Genomic DNA, 18,110 nt, shown 5'->3' with positions numbered 1-18,110 from the left:
CATGTAGCATATGGTAGAGATTGGAGAGATGGTTAATGGTTGGGCAACGATACCGATGGAAAAATAAGCAACTTAGAGAACATGTTGCTGTCATAGATGGAAAAAAATCACCAACGATTCTATTGAAAAATGTCACATACTTAAATCAAATGTTAAAAAAATGGATCAACGCACACATTTGGATTTATCAAGATCGCATTGTGTATGTTGGCCAGCAATTGCCATCAAAACTCAACGATTGTGAAATTGTAGAGTGTGATGGGAAATTTGTAGTGCCTGGTTATATTGAACCACATGCACATTCTTTTCATTTATATAATCCCCACTCATTTGCTCAATATGCATCCTATACAGGGACGACCACAATCATTAATGATAACTTAGTCCTTGCTTTACAAACACCAAAAAAGAAAGCGTTTTCTTTCCTGGAGGAAATGAAAAATCTTCCGGTAACAATGTACTGGTGGTGTCGATTTGACCCTCAGACTGAGATTCACCACGAGGAACAAGCATTTTCAAATGGGAATGTACTCAGCTGGCTTGAGCATGATTCTGTAGTTCAGGGTGGCGAGTTAACAGGATGGCCGAAGTTGCTTGATGGTGATGACTTAATGCTACATTGGATTCAAGAAGCAAAAAGGATTGGCAAGAAGGTTGAAGGACATTTTCCAGGGGCTTCGGAAAAAACACTAGCGAAGTTGATGTTATTAGGTGCAGATTGCGATCATGAATCGATGACAGGCACAGATGTATTGAATCGGCTTCTTCAAGGGTACACCACTTCATTACGATATTCATCGATTCGTCCAGACCTGCCACGGATTTTGGATGAAATCCGTGAAATGGGAATTGATCAATATGATAAGTTCATTTTTACAACGGATGGTTCACCACCGGCATTTTATGAGCAGGGAATCATTGATAACATGATAAAAATTGCAATTGAAAAAGGTGTACCAATCATTGATGCTTATAATATGGCAACGATTAATGTTGCTAGGCACTATAATATGGAGAATCTCCATGGTATGATAGCGACCGGAAGAATTGCAAACCTAAATATTTTATCTACAAAAGAAAATCCTACACCAGAATCTGTTCTTGCTAAAGGAATTTGGGTAAAACGCGATAATAAAGATCAACATGCGTTTTCTGACTTTCCATGGAAGAGCCAAGGCTTTACAAACCTCACGACAAACTGGGAGTTAACACTAGATGATTTGCAGTTTTCAATGCCATTTGGAATGAAGATGGAGAATGCTGTTATAATGAAGCCATATTCAATCTCTATCGATGCATCGTATGATGAACTTTCAATGGAGCATGATGAAAGCTTCTTAATGTTCGTTGACCGGGAAGGCAAATGGCGAGTAAATACGATTATTAAAGGTTTTGCAAATCGAATCTCCGGGTTTGCAAGTTCTTTTTCAAATACGGGTGATTTTGTATTAATTGGAAAAAATAAAAAGGATATGCTCCTTGCCTTTAATCGAATGAAGGAAATTGGGGGTGGTATTGTTTTAACTGAAAACGGTGCCATTTTACATGAAATTCCTTTAGACCTTGGTGGAGTAACATCAGCAAAATCCGTTGTAGACCTTAGTGCACTTGAAAAGGAATTTGTTTGTTTAGTGAGAGAACGTGGGTATAATCATAGTGACCCAATCTATACGTTGACCTTTTTATCATCTACTCATTTACCGTATATTCGCATTACACCGCAGGGAATCTATGATGTGATGAATAAAATGGTACTCTTTCCGTCAATAATGCGTTAAAATATAAAAGGATTTATCTCTATCCCCTTCTTTAATTTAGTAGGATAAAGATAAAGAGATTCAGTCCCAACTTCTTATTAAAGGTTGTGTGCTCAAAATATGAAAAAGACTTTATACATCCTAGGAACTTTCCTTTTACTCATTTCTGCAGCGTGTAGTAATAATGACGAAGCTGCAAAACAGCAGGATGAGCATGAACCAAAACAAGCTGAGCCGGTTGCAAAGGATAAGCCGACCGAAGAACTTGAACATGTTTTTCCATTAACAGGAATTGGAACAAATGAAGATGTAACCAGTCGTCCATTTGCAGTCATGGTTAACAATCATCCAAAGGCACGCCCACAATCAGGTCTTCATATGGCAGATGTTGTGTATGAAGTGTTAGCTGAAGGTGATGTAACACGCTTCTTAGCCGTATTCCAAAGTGAAAAACCAGACATTATTGGACCGGTTCGAAGTGCGAGAGATTATTATATTGAGTTGAGTAAAGGCTATGATGCTTTATATGTTGCACATGGTTGGAGTCCAGAAGCTCAACAAATTCTTAATAGTGGTAAAATAGATAACATAAATGGAATGGTTTATGATGGCACTCTTTTTTGGAGAGCTGACCATAATGTAGCACCACATAATTCGTATATTTCATTTGAAAATATTGAAAAAGGGGCTAAACAACTAGGATATTCAATGGAGGAAGAGGTTCCAAGCTTTTCATTTTTATCCGACAAAGAGACACAAAGTTTAGAAGGAACTGCTGCTGAACATGTTCGAGTGTCCTATTCATCAAGAGATATATTTGCTGCAGTCTATGACTACAATGCAGATAAAGGTAAATATGAACGATATAGCGGAGGAGATCAAACAGTAGACCGTGAGACAAATACTCCGATTTTACTGGATAATGTGTTAATAGTTGAAATGAATCACCGTCTTATTGATGATTCTGGTAGACGTGAGATTGATGTGACCTCTGGAGGCAAAGGCTATTTACTTCAAAAGGGAAAAGCGCAGGAAATTGAATGGAAAAATGTTAATGGAAGAATTGTTCCGTTTGCGAATGGAGAAGAAGTTGGCTTTGTTACAGGAAAAACATGGATTAACATTATTCCAACATCACCAGGACTCGCTGGCGCCGTTTCGTTTGGAAATTAGAAGAAAAAGGGAGATACTTTATGCAAATTGATAAATTACGCGGTAAAGCACTTGACCAATTATTTAATGCAATCCTATCACTAAATGATCTTGAAGAGTGCTATCGATTCTTTGATGATTTATGTACAGTAAATGAAATTCAGTCACTAGCTCAACGTCTTGAAGTTGCTAGAATGCTTCAAGAAGGGAATACGTATCATAAAATTGAAACAGAAACAGGAGCTAGTACAGCAACCATTTCTCGTGTGAAGCGTTGCTTAAATTACGGTAACGATGCCTATCAAATGGCGCTTGATCGTGTAAAAGAATTGGAAAAAAAATAATATTGAAAGTAAGTCGGAACCTAGGGTTTCGGCTTTTTTCGTTTGGAAGGAAAGAAGGATAATGAAAAATAGTAAATCGAAATATTATGAAATCCAGCTAGGTATTAATAGATGCATCTAGTTTTGCTATAATGGAGGAATGGAAAGATGAATGGAGGATCTTCATGTACGATTTTAGAGAATGGAGACATGTTTTTAAGCTGGATCCAAATAAGGAAATCAGTGATGAACATTTAGATGCAGTTTGTGAATCTGGTACAGATGCGATTATCGTTGGTGGAAGCGATGGGGTGACCTTGGACAAAGTCCTTCACTTAATGTCTCGAATCCGACGCTATACTGTACCAGTTGTGTTAGAAATTTCAACTATTGAGTCAGTTACACCGGGCTTTGATTTATATTTTATTCCAACCGTTTTAAATAGCAGTGACACAAGATGGATTATGGGGTTACATCATGAGGCGGTTAAGGAATATGGCGATGTTATGAATTGGGATGAAATGATTATGCAGGGCTATTGTATCCTCAATGAAGAATGCAAAGCTGCTAAGTTAACAGGTGCTAAGGCCACATTAAGTAAGGATGATACAATCGCCTATGCAATAATGGCGGAGAAAATGTTCTCGCTCCCAATCTTTTATTTAGAATATAGTGGAACCTACGGCGATAAGGAAATTGTCGAGGCTGTAAAGAACAACTTACAAACTACAAAACTGTTTTACGGTGGTGGAATTAAGACTGTTGAGCAGGCAATGGAAATGGCTCGTTTTGCCGACACAGTTGTCGTTGGAAATATTATTTATGAAGACGTGAATGCCGCCCTAAAAACAGTACATGCTGTTAAGGGATAAGGATGGAAATTCACAAAGAAATCTGGTAAAATAGAACACACGTTTGATACTGAAATGGGACGGTGAAAAAATTGCAATTTATCAGCAACAAATTGTTATCGGGACTAAACGAACAACAACAAGAAGCGGTGAAAGCAACAGATGGACCACTATTAATTATGGCAGGAGCGGGTAGTGGAAAGACTCGGGTTCTGACACACCGTATTGCTTATTTAATGGTGGAAAAGGAAGTAGCACCATGGAGTATTTTAGCGATTACCTTTACAAACAAAGCAGCTCGGGAAATGAAAGAGCGTGTTCAAGCAATTCTTGGAGGAGCTGCCGAAGATATTTGGATTTCAACCTTTCACTCCATGTGTGTTCGAATTTTACGAAGAGATATCGACCGCATTGGGTTTAGCCGAAATTTTTCAATTTTGGACACAACCGACCAGCTTTCGGTTATTAAAAATATTTTAAAAGAGAAAAATATTGATCCTAAAAAATTCGATCCACGGTCGATACTAGGAACGATCAGCAGTGCAAAAAATGAATTGCAAACACCTGAAGATTATGAGAAGACAGCAGGTGGCATGTATGAGCAAATTGTAAGTGATGTCTATAAGTTGTACCAAAAAAGACTACGAAAAAACCAGGCACTTGATTTTGATGACCTCATCATGACTACAATCCATCTGTTTCAAAGAGTGCCTGAAGTATTGGAATTCTATCAACGTAAATTCCAGTATATTCACGTGGATGAGTACCAAGATACAAACCGTGCACAATATCTTCTTGTAAAACTTCTTGCTTCACGTTTCAGAAATTTATGTGTTGTGGGTGATTCAGACCAGTCAATCTATCGTTGGCGTGGAGCGGATATTGCGAATATCCTTTCCTTTGAAAAAGACTATAAAAACGCAAAAGTAATTCTTCTTGAACAAAACTATCGTTCAACAAAGACAATTTTGCAGGCGGCAAATGAAGTAATCCAAAACAACATGAATCGTAAACCGAAAAACCTTTGGACGGAAAATGATGAAGGGAAAAAGATTTTTTACTATCGGGCAGATAGTGAGTCTGGGGAAGCGCAATTTGTCGCTGGGAAAATAAGAGAACTTGTAAATGGTGGAGAACGTACGTTTAAAGAAATTGCGATTTTATATCGTACCAATGCACAATCTCGTGTAATGGAGGAAGTTTTACTTAAATCTAATATTAATTATCAAATCGTCGGCGGAATTAAGTTCTATGATCGAAAAGAAATTAAGGATCTCCTGGCGTATTTACGTGTAATTTCAAATCCAGATGATGATATTAGCTTAACAAGAATTATCAATGTACCGAAACGTGGAATTGGGGCAACCTCGATTGATAAAATCGCGAACTATGCGATTGCACAGGACCTTTCAATGTTCCAAGCATTGCAGGAGGTTGAACAAATAGGTTTAAGCGCAAAGATCACAAACTCATTACGTGAATTCAGGGATTTAATCAATAATTGGGGACAGATGCAAGATTATTTATCTGTCACTGAATTGGTTGAAAACGTATTGGAGAAGACAGGTTATCTAGAGGTGCTAAAGGCTGAAAAAACACTTGAATCTCAAAGCCGAATCGAGAACATCGAGGAATTTTTATCTGTTACGCAAAACTTTGAGAAGGCAAACGATGATAAAAGTCTTGTAGCCTTTTTGACAGATTTAGCACTGGTTGCAGACATTGATAAGTTAGACGAGGATGAAAACGATAAAAATAATGCAGTTGTTCTAATGACCCTGCACTCTGCAAAAGGACTTGAGTTCCCAGTTGTATTTTTGATGGGAATGGAAGAAGGGGTCTTCCCGCACAGTCGTTCACTTATGGAAGAGGCTGAGATGGAGGAAGAACGACGCCTAGCTTATGTTGGGATTACGCGAGCTGAAGAAGAGCTATATTTATCGAATGCACAAATGCGAACTCTATATGGACGTACTTCAATGAATCCAGTTTCGAGATTTATTGCTGAAATTCCAGAGAATCTTCTTGAAGACTTAGGTGATCAACGTAGACAGCATATGCGAACCCCGTTTTCTTCATCGTCAACACCTTCAAGACAACCAGAACGAAAAGTCTTTACTAGACCTGTTGTTCAATCAACCGGTGGGGACGACATCGGCTGGAAGGTTGGCGACAAGGCAGAGCATAAGAAATGGGGAACGGGAACGGTTGTAAGTGTGAAAGGTGAAGGGGAATCGAAGGAATTGGACATTGCATTCCCAAGTCCCACTGGAATCAAACGATTACTTGCAAAATTTGCTCCGATCACTAAATCAAATTAAGAGAGGGTTGGATGGATGGAAAAAATGGCAGCGCAAGAAAGAGTTCACGAGCTTCATGAACTTTTAAACCAATACAATTATGAATACCATGTGTTGGATAAGCCCTCTGTACCAGATGCGGAATATGATCGATTAATGCGTGAATTGATTCAACTTGAGGATGAGTTCCCGGAATTAAAAACGGAGGACTCGCCAACAGTACGTGTCGGCGGGCAGGTTCTCGATTCCTTTCGTAAGGTAGAGCATCAAATTCCAATGCTAAGTCTAGGTAATGCTTTCAATGAACAAGATTTACGTGATTTTGACCGTCGTGCCCGTCAAGCAGTTGGGGATTCTATTTCGTATGTGTGTGAGCTAAAGATTGATGGTCTTGCTGTGTCTCTACACTATGAACAAGGGCGTTTTGTACAAGGTTCTACCCGCGGTGATGGGACAATTGGGGAAGATATTACGGTTAACTTAAAGACGATTCGTTCCATTCCTCTTCGTTTAAAGAGGGCACTTGATATTGAGGTGCGGGGAGAAGCATTTATGCCGAGAAAATCATTTGAGAAGCTAAATTCGGCTCGTCTCGAAAACGAAGAAGAACCATTTGCGAATCCAAGAAATGCAGCAGCGGGTTCATTGCGTCAGCTTGACCCGAAAATCGCAGCAAGTCGTAATCTTGATATCTTTTTATATGCCATTGCGGACACCACAAATTTAGGTGTTGATTCACATAGTGAAGGTCTTAATATGCTAGATGAAGTAGGCTTTAAAACAAACCCAGAACGCAGAAAATGTGAGACAATCGAGGAAGTTCTTGAATACATCACTGAATGGACTGAAAAACGGCCATCTCTAGCGTATGATATTGATGGGATTGTCATTAAGGTAGATTCATTTGACCAGCAAGATGAGCTTGGGTTCACAGCAAAAAGTCCACGTTGGGCGATTGCCTATAAATTTCCGGCAGAAGAGGTTGTTACCAAGCTACTTGATATCGAGTTAAGTGTTGGAAGAACCGGGGTAATTACCCCAACGGCTATCCTTGAACCTGTACGAGTTGCGGGGACAACAGTACAGCGTGCATCCCTTCATAATGAGGATTTAATTCGTGAAAAGGATATTCGAATTGGAGATTCTGTTGTTGTGAAAAAAGCAGGAGATATTATTCCTGAGGTTGTGAATGTTCTTGTTGAAAAAAGGACTGGCGAGGAGTCGGAGTTTTTTATGCCGACACATTGTCCGGAATGTGATAGTGAGTTAGTTCGATTAGATGGAGAAGTTGCTTTACGTTGTATTAACCCGAAATGTCCTGCCCAAATTAGGGAAGGATTGATTCATTTTGTTTCTAGAAATGCGATGAATATTGATGGTCTTGGAGAAAAGGTAATTTCACAATTATTTGATGAAGAACTGATTTCTGATGTCGCAGATATCTACACGTTAACAAAAGAACAATTAATTAACCTTGAGCGCATGGGTGAAAAGTCGGCAGATAACTTACTTTCTGCTATTGAAAGATCAAAATCAAACTCTTTAGAAAAACTGTTATTTGGCCTGGGTATTCGACATGTTGGTGCGAAGGCAGCAAAGACTTTGGCACAGCATTTTGAAACAATGGAAAAATTGCAGGATGCTACAAGGGAAGAACTCACGGCAATCAATGAAATTGGTGAAAAAATGGCCGATGCAGTCGTTACCTATTTTGAGCTTTCAGAGGTTCATGACCTTATAAATGAATTGCGCGAATACGGTATTAATATGGAATACAAGGGGCCAAAACTTGTTTCTGTAGAAGATAGTGATTCTTATTTTGCTGGAAAGACAATTGTTCTTACAGGTAAACTTGAGCAATTAACTAGAAATGAAGCGAAAGCGGACATTGAGGCCCTTGGAGGAAAAGTTACGGGAAGTGTAAGTAAAAGCACAGATTTGCTTATCGCAGGGGAAGCAGCAGGCTCAAAGCTTACAAAAGCCCAAGATTTACAAATTGAGATTTGGGATGAGGAAAGACTGGTACAAGAACTAAGGAAGTAAGAGGTGTTCGTAAATTGAGAAACCTATACATTCTAGGTTTGGCGGTTTTGCTTCTTTTATCTGGGTGTGCCCCAAAATTTGAACAAGAGACAGAGGTAGTTCAAGACTCAGATAAGAAAGCGGAGAAAGCGATTATTCCTAGATATAATATTTCAGATTCCTATTATAAAGCAGTAATTCCATATAAAACAGGAAAAGCACGGGGCATTGTCTCCGCTTATATTAACAATCGTTTGGATATCGATGAATTTGAGACGGGATTGATGCGAATTGCACAGGATGAATTCCCATCTGATAAATACTTCTTTCAGGAAGGTCAGTATTTAGAGAAAGATACAATCCAAGACTGGCTGAAACGTAAAAGATCTCCAGCCCAGCAACAGGCTTATGAAAAGGCAAAAAAAGCAAAAAACGGCCTGCCCAATGAGGGCTTAAATCCAGTTTTTGATACATCGGAAGAAGATCCTGGGTATGAAGCGGCAATGAAGAAGAGTCCGATTTATGTGGCTGCGATTACAGAGCAGAATTATCTAATTAAAAATAATGAGGACAAATTAGAGGTAGGGGGAATTGTCATTGGAATCGGCATGAACTCCCATCACTATTACAATCTACCTGCAAAAATGGGTGGTTATCCTAGAGATGTAGAGATTCCTAATGCTGAAATTGAAAGTGAAGGCAAAAAGGCGGCTGAGGAAATCATTAATCGAATTCGAACAGACAAGGAATATGAGAGTATTCGTGATGTGCCGATTATTGTTGCCTTATTTAGACAAGAGGCAGTTAGCTCAGTTGCACCAGGCAACTTTTTTACGAAAGCAAAAGTGGACGCTAATTCTTCCAAAATCGGAAAATGGGAAACAATTAAAGAGAAGTATTATTTCTTCCCATCAAACGAAGCAAAAAGTGATTACCGTGAGGATTCGTTAATGGTACAAAACTTTTCTGATGCCATAGCTGATTTCTTCCCGAACTTTACTGCCGTTGTCGGAAAAGGCTTTTATAAGAATGATGAATTACAGGAGCTAACACTTACAATACCAATGCAGTTTTATGGTAAAGCAGAGGTAATAGGTTTTACACAATACGTAACTGGTCTGATTATGGAGCATTTCGATAACTATATTTCACTTCAAGTATACATTGAATCTCAAAGTGGAGCAGAAAGTGTCATCGTAAGGGATGCTGGTAAAACTGAACCAATTGTACATGTGTATAATTAACCGAAAAACAAGATCTAACCACTGGGTTGGGTCTTGTTTTTTTGAATCGTCACAAGTCATCGATTCATTTTGTCGAATTTCATAAAAGATAGAATATTGTGATATAAGTTTTACGGGTTCACGAAAGCGCTTTATTTTAGTAGAATGGTATTGTTGAGTTTAATTTTGTTCAGCAGAAGTCCCTATTCCTGCTGAATAAAATTAAAGCCTCCGGCGATGCCACAGGATTTTCAAAGGAAATTTTTCGAGCTAACTCGAAAAAATCTGGGCGCAAATACGCCGAGGCGCATTTGGTAAACTACAAAGGGAGGCGAAGTAGATTGGTAGTACCTTACACACATGAACCATTTACGGATTTTTCAATTGAGGAAAATAAGAAAGCGTTTGAGGCTGGTCTCAAGACTGTAGAATCTTATTTAGGCAATGATTACGACCTCATCATAGGTGGTAAACGCGTTTCAACCGAAGATAAAATCGTCTCTGTTAACCCTGCAAATAAAGAAGAAGTAGTAGGGCGTGTTTCAAAAGCAAACCGTGAATTAGCTGAAAAGGCAATGCTGGTTGCGGATCAAACATTTCAAACTTGGAGGAAATCAAGCCCAGAAATGCGGGCTGATATACTGTTTAAATCGGCAGCAATTGTTCGCCGACGTAAGCATGAGTTTTCTGCACTTCTAGTAAAAGAAGCGGGCAAACCATGGAATGAAGCGGATGCAGATACTGCAGAGGCAATTGATTTTATGGAGTACTATGGTCGTCAAATGTTAAAAATAAAGGACGGAATTCCGGTAGAAAGTCGTCCAATTGAGCATAATCGTTTTACTTACATCCCATTAGGGGTTGGGGTTGTAATTTCACCTTGGAACTTCGCGTTTGCCATTATGGCGGGCATGACAACTGCTGCATTGGTTTCTGGTAATACCGTATTACTTAAGCCAGCTAGCACAACTCCGGTTATTGCTGCAAAATTCATGGAGGTTCTCGAAGAAGCGGGTCTACCTGCTGGGGTTGTAAACTATATCCCAGGAAGTGGCTCCGAGGTAGGTGACTACTTAGTTGATCACGCAAAAACACGCTTCATCAGTTTTACAGGTTCACGTGATGTAGGTTTGCGAATTTATGAACGCGCTTCCAAATTGAATGAGGGTCAAATCTGGTTAAAACGTGTGATTGCTGAAATGGGCGGTAAAGATACGATTGTTGTTGATAAAGAAGCTGATTTGGAATTAGCGGCTAAATCAATCGTTGCTTCTGCATTTGGTTTTTCTGGACAAAAATGTTCAGCGTGTTCAAGAGCAGTTATTGTTGAGGATGTATATGATGAGGTTTTAAACCGTGCTGTTGAATTGACAAAAGAATTAACAGTTGGTGACCCTACTCAAAAATCAACATATATGGGACCAGTAAATGATCAAGGGGCCTATGACAAGATTATGAGTTATGTAGAGATTGGGAAGAAAGAAGGAAAACTACTTCACGGTGGGGAAGGTGACGATTCTAAGGGATGGTTCATCCAACCTACAATCTTAGCTGATGTGGCAGAAGATGCACGCATCATGAAAGAAGAGATCTTCGGCCCTGTTGTGGCGTTCTGTAAGGCACGCGACTTTGACCACGCAATTGACATTGCAAACAATACAGAGTATGGCTTAACCGGTGCCGTTATCTCAAACAATCGTGCGAATATTGAAAAGGCAAAAGAAGACTTCCATGTAGGTAATCTATACTTTAACCGTGGATGTACAGGTGCGATTGTTGGTTATCAACCATTTGGTGGGTTCAATATGTCCGGTACAGACTCAAAAGCAGGAGGACCAGACTACCTCATTCTTCACATGCAAGCGAAAACCATATCTGAAATGTTATAAGAATTGTAAGAATGAAACGCCCACTCTTATCGAAGAGAGGGCGTTTCATTTGATAATCATATTGTGTAGGTAACTTTTTAGAATTTACTTAGAAGCTATTCTGAATCCTCTTCTGTCCCATCCTCTGTTTCTGTTTGATCTGTTTCTTCAGTATCTGGCTGTTGGTCAGTATCTTCACTGCTGCATGCTGTCATTAAGAAAATGGCAAGTAGGGAAGCTCCAATTTTAAACAATAAGTTCTTTTTCATTGGTTCTCATTACCTCCAGATAATCTATTTATTGATTGGCTGACCAAGCTGCCAATCTAGTAACAATATACAACAGAAAAAAAGCCAAAAGACATGATTTACAGTAATCATACAGATTCTTTACAAGAAATAGAAAAAGCAATGAAGTTGAAATGATGACATATAAAAAAGCGTGGAAAATGCTCCACGCTTATTAATGGTGGTGATGACCTTTGTTCGGGTTTGTGATGACAAATTGCTCTTCTGGAACGTAGAAAAATTGAATCCAAACGCCATCTAAATATTCCGCATCTCTTGTATCAAGGAGGACTTCGACGTCTTTATCCGTTTTTACAATTTCGTCATACTCTGTTGGGTTATCAAATTGAAGGGCGTAGTGTGCATGGTTGCCATGATGTTCCGTGATAATTACACGAAGCATTTTGCCTTCTGATTCTTCACTTTCGAGCATTTTCTTCATTACCTTTGCGGCATTACGATTAATTTTTACGTTCATGTTATTTCTCCCATTTCCATAAAAAATTTATACAACTTATTTTCTCAGTATTTCTGAAAAAAAACAAATATATAGCTTATTTTAGAAAAAAGTTCAACTTAATTTTATTCGTTTTCATGAATAGATATTAGATTATAAGATTTATAATGCAAATTTAAACAAAAAGATTGTATATTTATGCATTAGGTATATTGTTTCTGAAGATTCACCCTGTTCTGAAAAACAACTTATGTTACGATTAATTGGTGTTTTCTATACCAAGCAGTTATTATCGAAAAATAGGAATTATCATGAAATTGTATACAACTGCATAGGGATAGGATAGTAATGTTTTTTGAGGGGGTGAAAGTGTGGAATATAGTTTAACAGGAGCTACATGGTTTTGGTTGTTCGTGCCAATGCTTGCGTTAATTGTACTATCAGCTATCACATTATTTACTGACAAAGGAGAGGATGTCTAAACATGGATATTAACGTACAAACGTTAACAGCAATAATCATTTATCTTATAGGGATGCTTTTAATTGGCATTCTAGCTGCAAGAATGACGAAAAATCTATCAGACTATGTCCTTGGGGGGAGAAGGCTTGGTGCAGGAGTTGCTGCATTAAGTGCTGGATCGTCTGATATGAGTAGTTGGCTTATGCTTGGATTACCTGGGGCATTGTATGCTGGAGGAATGGGTGAAATTTGGCTTGCAGTCGGCTTGTCAATTGGTGCTTATCTAAACTGGCAATTTATCGCGAAGCCATTTCGTGTATATACTGAGGTTTCAAAAGATTCGATTACGGTACCAGATTATTTTGAAAATCGATTCCGTGATGGATCAAAGCTTCTTCGTGTTATCTCCGCGGTTGTTATCTTGGTATTTTTTACCTTCTATACTTCTGCGAGTCTTGTTGGTGGAGCGATTCTTTTAGAAAGCTCATTTAAGATGGACTATGAACTTGCTCTTTGGGTTGGAGCTGCCGTCATACTTTCCTATACATTCTTTGGGGGGTTCCTAGCTGCAAGTTGGACCGACTTTGTTCAAGGAATCCTGATGTTCCTAGCATTAATCCTTATTCCGATTGTTACCATTTATGAATTAGGTGGCTGGGGTGAGACAGTTAATAAAATCGGGGCAATTGATCCAGGCTATTTAGATGTCATGTCAGGAGCTACTTCATTAGGAATTATTTCACTGTTAGCATGGGGCCTAGGTTATTTTGGTCAGCCTCATATTATTGTTCGATTTATGGGTATTAAGTCAACAAAAGAAATTCCTAAAGCTCGTTTTATTGGAATGACATGGATGGTGTTGTCTTTATTTGGAGCTATTTTTATCGGTTTTACAGGCATTGCCTATTTTGCGGATGCTCCATTAAGTAACGCAGAGACAGTATTCATTGTATTTTCACAAGTATTATTTAACCCATGGGTGGCTGGGTTCTTATTAGCAGCGATACTTGCAGCCATCATGAGTACCGTCGATTCTCAATTACTGGTTTCTTCAAGTGCATTAACCCAGGATTTCTATAAAGCAATCTTTAAAAAGAATGCTGGTCCAAAGGAAGAAATGTGGGTTGGTAGAATTGCAGTTCTTGTCATAGCAGTAATTGCTATTTTGCTAGGTTATGATCGTGATAGTAAAATATTAGATCTTGTGGGGTATGCTTGGGCAGGGTTTGGAGCTGCATTTGGTCCTGTTATCATTCTCTCCCTGTTCTGGAAACGGATGAATCGTTGGGGAGCGTTAGCCGGAATGATCGTAGGAGCAGTTACAGTTGTTGTCTGGAGTATTTTATCTACACCTAAATTGAATGAGGCAGGAGAGGTCATAAAAGAAGCTATCATTCCATTTAGCTTGTATGAAATTGTTCCAGGTTTCCTACTTGCCCTGATTTCAATAATTGTAGTCAGCTTACTAACAAAGGCACCATCCCAAGAAATACAGGATGAATTTGAAACAGTAAAAGAAAAGCTGAAAAAAGCATAAAAATAAAAGACCATTATTGCAAAAGTGCAGTAACGGTCTTCTTTATATTTAGATTCCTAATCCTTCAAGGTATTCGTTGACTTGTTCTGGGGTTTTCGCATTTGCACTGTGTAAGTGGCCAAGCTTTTCTCCACCTTTATAATAAAGGAGACTTGGGATTCCCATTACATCATATTTTTCTGCGATTTCTGGGAACTCGTCCTTATCCATGCTATACCAAGGTACACGATTGTGAGTTTCAAGAACCTCCCCAATGAATGCTTCAAGTCGACGGCAATCAGGGCACCATGTAGTATCAAATTTAACAATTGCACCATCAGAGTTAATTATTTCATTAAATTGTTCAACAGAAGTAATCCTTTCCACTTCTATCCCTCCACATCCTGTGATTTATTAACCCTACTATAACAAATTAGTGGTCTAAAAGAAAAATAATCTGCCCAACTAGTTTATTCGCGTTGGCTCTTGTTGAATTCGGGAAGAATGAAGGGGAAGAATTGTTGCCGAAACAGAGTAATTTTTGATATTATCAGTATATTGTATGTACGGTGGAGGTGAAGGAAAATGTCGAGGATTTCGATTGAAGAAGTAAAACATGTTGCTAATTTAGCACGTTTAGCTGTGACTGAGGACGAAGCAAAGATGTTCCAACAACAGTTAGATGCAATTATTTCATTTGCAGAGCAATTAAATGAATTAGATACAGAAAGTGTGGAGCCAACTTCACATGTTCTATCCGTGAAAAATGTTATGCGTGAAGATATCGCAAAAGAGGGATTACCAGTTGAAGAAGTATTGAAAAATGCACCAGATGCAAAGGATGGTCAATTCCGTGTTCCATCCATCATTGAATAAAGGGGGGAGAAAAAGTGTCACTTTTTGATCACAAAATTTCAGAATTACATTCGCTTTTACATAAAAAAGAAATTTCAGTATCGGACCTTGTTGAGGAATCATTTAAGAGAATCAATGAGGTTGATGATAAGGTACAAGCCTTTTTAACATTAAATGAAGAAAGTGCAAGAGATTATGCAAAACAGCTTGATGAAGCACTTGGAAACAATAATGATTTAGGTCTATTATTTGGAATGCCGATTGGTGTTAAAGACAATATCGTAACAAAAGGTCTTCGCACAACGGCTGCAAGTAAAATTTTAGAAAACTTTGATCCTATCTATGATGCTACAGTTGTCCAAAAGCTAGGGAAGGCTCAAACGGTTACGGTTGGTAAGCTGAACATGGATGAATTTGCAATGGGTTCATCGAATGAAAACTCAAGCTTTCAAGTAACGAAAAATCCATGGGACCTTGAACGAGTTCCTGGAGGTTCTAGTGGAGGCTCTGCAGCAGCGGTTGCAGCAGGAGAAGTATTGTTCTCACTAGGTTCGGATACAGGTGGTTCGATTCGCCAACCTGCAGCGTTTTGTGGTGTTGTTGGATTAAAGCCTACATACGGAAGAGTTTCCCGTTTTGGTTTAATCGCTTTTGCATCTTCATTAGACCAAATCGGACCTGTTACTCGCACAGTAGAGGACAATGCTTTCCTTTTACAGGCGATTTCAGGTGTTGACCCAATGGATGCAACTTCTGCAAATGTAGATGTACCCAACTATGTTTCTGCCTTAACTGGCGATGTGAAGGGTCTAAAAATTGCTGTACCAAAAGAATACCTTGGTGAGGGTGTAACAGAAGAAGTACGTCAATCTGTTCTTGATGCTCTTAAGGTTTTTGAAGGACTTGGCGCGACATGGGAAGAGGTTTCACTTCCGCATTCAAAATACGCTTTAGCTACGTATTATTTATTATCTTCATCTGAGGCATCTGCGAACCTTGCACGCTTTGACGGAGTTCGTTATGGATACCGCACAGACAATGCCGAAAACCTTATTGAAATGTACAAGCAGACGAGAAGCGAGGGCTTTGGTGACGAGGTGAAACGTCGTATTATGCTCGGAACCTTCGCACTAAGTTCAGGATATTATGATGCTTATTATAAAAAGGCACAAAAAGTTCGTACATTAATTAAGAAAGACTTTGAAGATGTATTTGAAAAGTACGATGTCATCATGGGACCTACTACACCAACACCAGCATTTAAAATTGGTGAGAACATGGATGATCCACTTACAATGTATGTGAATGATATTCTCACTATCCCAGTGAATCTTGCAGGTGTACCGGGAATATCAGTTCCTTGCGGTTTTTCAAATGGATTACCACTAGGACTCCAAATCATTGGTAAGCATTTTGATGAAAGCACAATTTACCGTGTTGCAGATGCGTTTGAAAAAGCAACCGAGCATCATAAACAAAAACCACAATTGTAAGGGGGGAAAATAAAAATGAAGTTTGAAACAGTTATCGGGTTAGAGGTTCACGTTGAACTTAAAACTGACTCTAAAATATTTTCAAGCGCACCGAATGAATTCGGGGCTGCTCCAAATACATTAACAAGTGTCGTTGAATTAGGATACCCAGGTGTACTTCCGGTTGTAAATAAAAAGGCGGTTGAATGGGCAATGAAGGCTGCCATGGCGTTAAACTGTGAGATTAACCAGGAGACAAAGTTTGACCGTAAAAATTATTTTTATCCGGATAATCCGAAGGCGTACCAAATCTCTCAATTTGATAAGCCAATTGGTGAGCATGGCTGGATTGAAATTGAAGTAAACGGTGAAAAGAAAAAGATTGGGATTACTCGTCTTCACCTAGAGGAGGATGCGGGTAAACTTACTCACTCGGGTCGAGGCTATTCATTGGTTGACTTGAACCGTCAAGGAACGCCATTGATTGAAATCGTATCAGAGCCTGATATTCGTACACCTGAAGAAGCATATGCCTACTTGGAAAAATTAAAATCAATTATCCAGTATACAGGTGTGTCTGACTGTAAAATGGAGGAGGGCTCACTTCGTTGTGATGCCAATATCTCTTTACGTCCAGTTGGACAAAAAGAATTTGGAACAAAAACGGAGCTTAAAAACTTAAACTCATTTGCCTTTGTGAAAAATGGTCTTGAATACGAAGAGATTCGTCAAGCAGAGGTTTTATCTGCAGGTGGCGTGATTGAACAAGAAACACGTCGTTATGATGAATCTTCCAAATCAACTATTTTAATGCGTGTGAAAGAAGGATCAGACGACTACCGTTACTTCCCAGAACCAGACTTAGTCGAACTGTATATTGATAATGAGTGGATGGAAAGAGTTCGTGCAGAAATACCTGAACTCCCTGACGCTCGTAAAAAGCGATATATCGAAGAATTAGGTCTTCCTGAATATGATGCATCTGTTCTTACGGTGACAAAAGAAACATCTGATTTCTTTGAAGAAACGGTAGGAAATGGAGCAGATGCAAAGCAGGCTTCAAACTGGATCATGGGTGAAGTTTCAGGTTTCCTAAATGCTGAGCAGAAGGAATTACATGAAATTGCCTTAACGCCAGAAGGACTTGCTGGCATGATCAAGCTAATCGAGAACGGAACGATTTCCTCTAAAATCGCTAAAACTGTCTTTAAAGAGTTAATTGAAAAAGGCGGAGATGCGGAAACCATCGTGAAGGAAAAAGGACTTGTTCAAATTTCGGATGAAGGTGCCTTAACCAAGATTATCGTTGAAGTTATTGGTAATAACCCTCAATCAGTAGAAGATTTTAAGAACGGAAAAGGAAAAGCAATTGGCTTCTTAGTCGGCCAAGTGATGAAACAAACAAAAGGACAAGCCAACCCACAAATGGTAAACAAAATCCTTGCTGAAGAAATGAATAAGCTTTAATTGTTATCGGGACCTACTGAAGAGTGGGTCTCTTTTTTTAATTTATGATTGATTTTAATGGGTAATAAACGTATGATGTGAAAAAAGGTGAATATTGG

The 18,110-nt window shown here is 38.9% G+C and carries 15 protein-coding genes; 12 read left to right on the top strand and 3 right to left on the bottom strand.

The window, feature by feature from the left end; translation table 11 throughout:
* Positions 1-35: 35 nt before the first annotated feature.
* The 8 genes from BTHG_RS17470 (at position 36) to pruA (ending at position 11,517) form a co-directional block, all read left to right on the top strand.
* Complete coding sequence (locus BTHG_RS17470; RefSeq protein WP_010678029.1) at positions 36-1,778, top strand: adenine deaminase C-terminal domain-containing protein; 1,743 nt, start codon at positions 36-38, stop codon at positions 1,776-1,778.
* A 99-nt stretch (positions 1,779-1,877) separates the two neighbouring features.
* Positions 1,878-2,930: a DUF3048 domain-containing protein gene (locus BTHG_RS17465; protein WP_010678028.1), complete on the top strand. Its 1,053-nt coding sequence runs from the start codon at positions 1,878-1,880 to the stop codon at positions 2,928-2,930.
* 20 nt (positions 2,931-2,950) lie between these two features.
* Complete coding sequence (locus tag BTHG_RS17460) at positions 2,951-3,253, top strand: YerC/YecD family TrpR-related protein (protein ID WP_010678027.1); 303 nt, start codon at positions 2,951-2,953, stop codon at positions 3,251-3,253.
* Between the two features lie 164 nt (positions 3,254-3,417).
* The gene (pcrB, locus tag BTHG_RS17455) at positions 3,418-4,104 is read left to right on the top strand and encodes a heptaprenylglyceryl phosphate synthase (protein ID WP_010678026.1); all 687 of its coding nucleotides are present in this window, start codon (positions 3,418-3,420) and stop codon (positions 4,102-4,104) included.
* 71 nt (positions 4,105-4,175) lie between these two features.
* A complete protein-coding gene (gene pcrA, locus BTHG_RS17450) occupies positions 4,176-6,404 on the top strand; it encodes a DNA helicase PcrA (RefSeq protein ID WP_010678025.1) in 2,229 nt (742 codons plus the stop codon).
* Between the two features lie 15 nt (positions 6,405-6,419).
* The gene (ligA, locus tag BTHG_RS17445; protein ID WP_010678024.1) at positions 6,420-8,426 is read left to right on the top strand and encodes an NAD-dependent DNA ligase LigA; all 2,007 of its coding nucleotides are present in this window, start codon (positions 6,420-6,422) and stop codon (positions 8,424-8,426) included.
* 14 nt (positions 8,427-8,440) lie between these two features.
* The gene (locus tag BTHG_RS17440) at positions 8,441-9,649 is read left to right on the top strand and encodes a CamS family sex pheromone protein (RefSeq protein ID WP_010678023.1); all 1,209 of its coding nucleotides are present in this window, start codon (positions 8,441-8,443) and stop codon (positions 9,647-9,649) included.
* A gap of 320 nt (positions 9,650-9,969) precedes the next feature.
* Positions 9,970-11,517, top strand: a complete 1,548-nt coding sequence (gene pruA / locus BTHG_RS17435) for an L-glutamate gamma-semialdehyde dehydrogenase (RefSeq protein ID WP_010678022.1) — start codon at positions 9,970-9,972, stop codon at positions 11,515-11,517.
* A 95-nt stretch (positions 11,518-11,612) separates the two neighbouring features.
* On the opposite strand, the gene BTHG_RS26890 is transcribed toward pruA, so the two are convergent.
* The gene (locus BTHG_RS26890) at positions 11,613-11,765 is read right to left on the bottom strand and encodes a hypothetical protein (protein ID WP_157256232.1); all 153 of its coding nucleotides are present in this window, start codon (positions 11,763-11,765) and stop codon (positions 11,613-11,615) included.
* Between the two features lie 193 nt (positions 11,766-11,958).
* Complete coding sequence (locus tag BTHG_RS17425; protein WP_010678021.1) at positions 11,959-12,261, bottom strand: iron-sulfur cluster assembly accessory protein; 303 nt, start codon at positions 12,259-12,261, stop codon at positions 11,959-11,961.
* A gap of 463 nt (positions 12,262-12,724) precedes the next feature.
* Between BTHG_RS17425 and putP the strand changes: the two genes are divergently transcribed.
* Positions 12,725-14,239 carry a sodium/proline symporter PutP gene (putP, locus tag BTHG_RS17415; RefSeq protein ID WP_010678020.1) on the top strand — a complete coding sequence of 505 codons (1,515 nt, stop codon included), beginning with the start codon at positions 12,725-12,727 and terminating at the stop codon, positions 14,237-14,239.
* Positions 14,240-14,287: 48 nt separating this feature from the next.
* Here putP and BTHG_RS17410 read toward each other — a convergent pair whose 3' ends face one another.
* Entirely contained in the window at positions 14,288-14,605 is a 318-nt protein-coding gene (locus BTHG_RS17410) for a thioredoxin family protein (RefSeq protein ID WP_010678019.1), read from the bottom strand.
* Between the two features lie 198 nt (positions 14,606-14,803).
* Between BTHG_RS17410 and gatC the strand changes: the two genes are divergently transcribed.
* From gatC to gatB, 3 genes are read left to right on the top strand one after another with little or no spacing between them, the layout of a single operon-like run.
* Complete coding sequence (gatC, locus tag BTHG_RS17405; protein ID WP_010678018.1) at positions 14,804-15,094, top strand: Asp-tRNA(Asn)/Glu-tRNA(Gln) amidotransferase subunit GatC; 291 nt, start codon at positions 14,804-14,806, stop codon at positions 15,092-15,094.
* A 14-nt stretch (positions 15,095-15,108) separates the two neighbouring features.
* Entirely contained in the window at positions 15,109-16,566 is a 1,458-nt protein-coding gene (gene gatA / locus BTHG_RS17400) for an Asp-tRNA(Asn)/Glu-tRNA(Gln) amidotransferase subunit GatA (RefSeq protein ID WP_010678017.1), read from the top strand.
* A 15-nt stretch (positions 16,567-16,581) separates the two neighbouring features.
* Positions 16,582-18,012 carry an Asp-tRNA(Asn)/Glu-tRNA(Gln) amidotransferase subunit GatB gene (gene gatB, locus BTHG_RS17395; RefSeq protein ID WP_010678016.1) on the top strand — a complete coding sequence of 477 codons (1,431 nt, stop codon included), beginning with the start codon at positions 16,582-16,584 and terminating at the stop codon, positions 18,010-18,012.
* The last annotated feature ends 98 nt before the right edge of the window (positions 18,013-18,110 follow it).

This window comes from Bacillus timonensis (assembly GCF_000285535.1).
GTDB classification, from domain to species: Bacteria; Bacillota; Bacilli; order Bacillales; family Bacillaceae_L; genus Ferdinandcohnia; species Ferdinandcohnia timonensis.
Note: the sequence above shows the minus strand (reverse complement) of the source record. Positions and strands in the feature narration are given on the sequence as shown.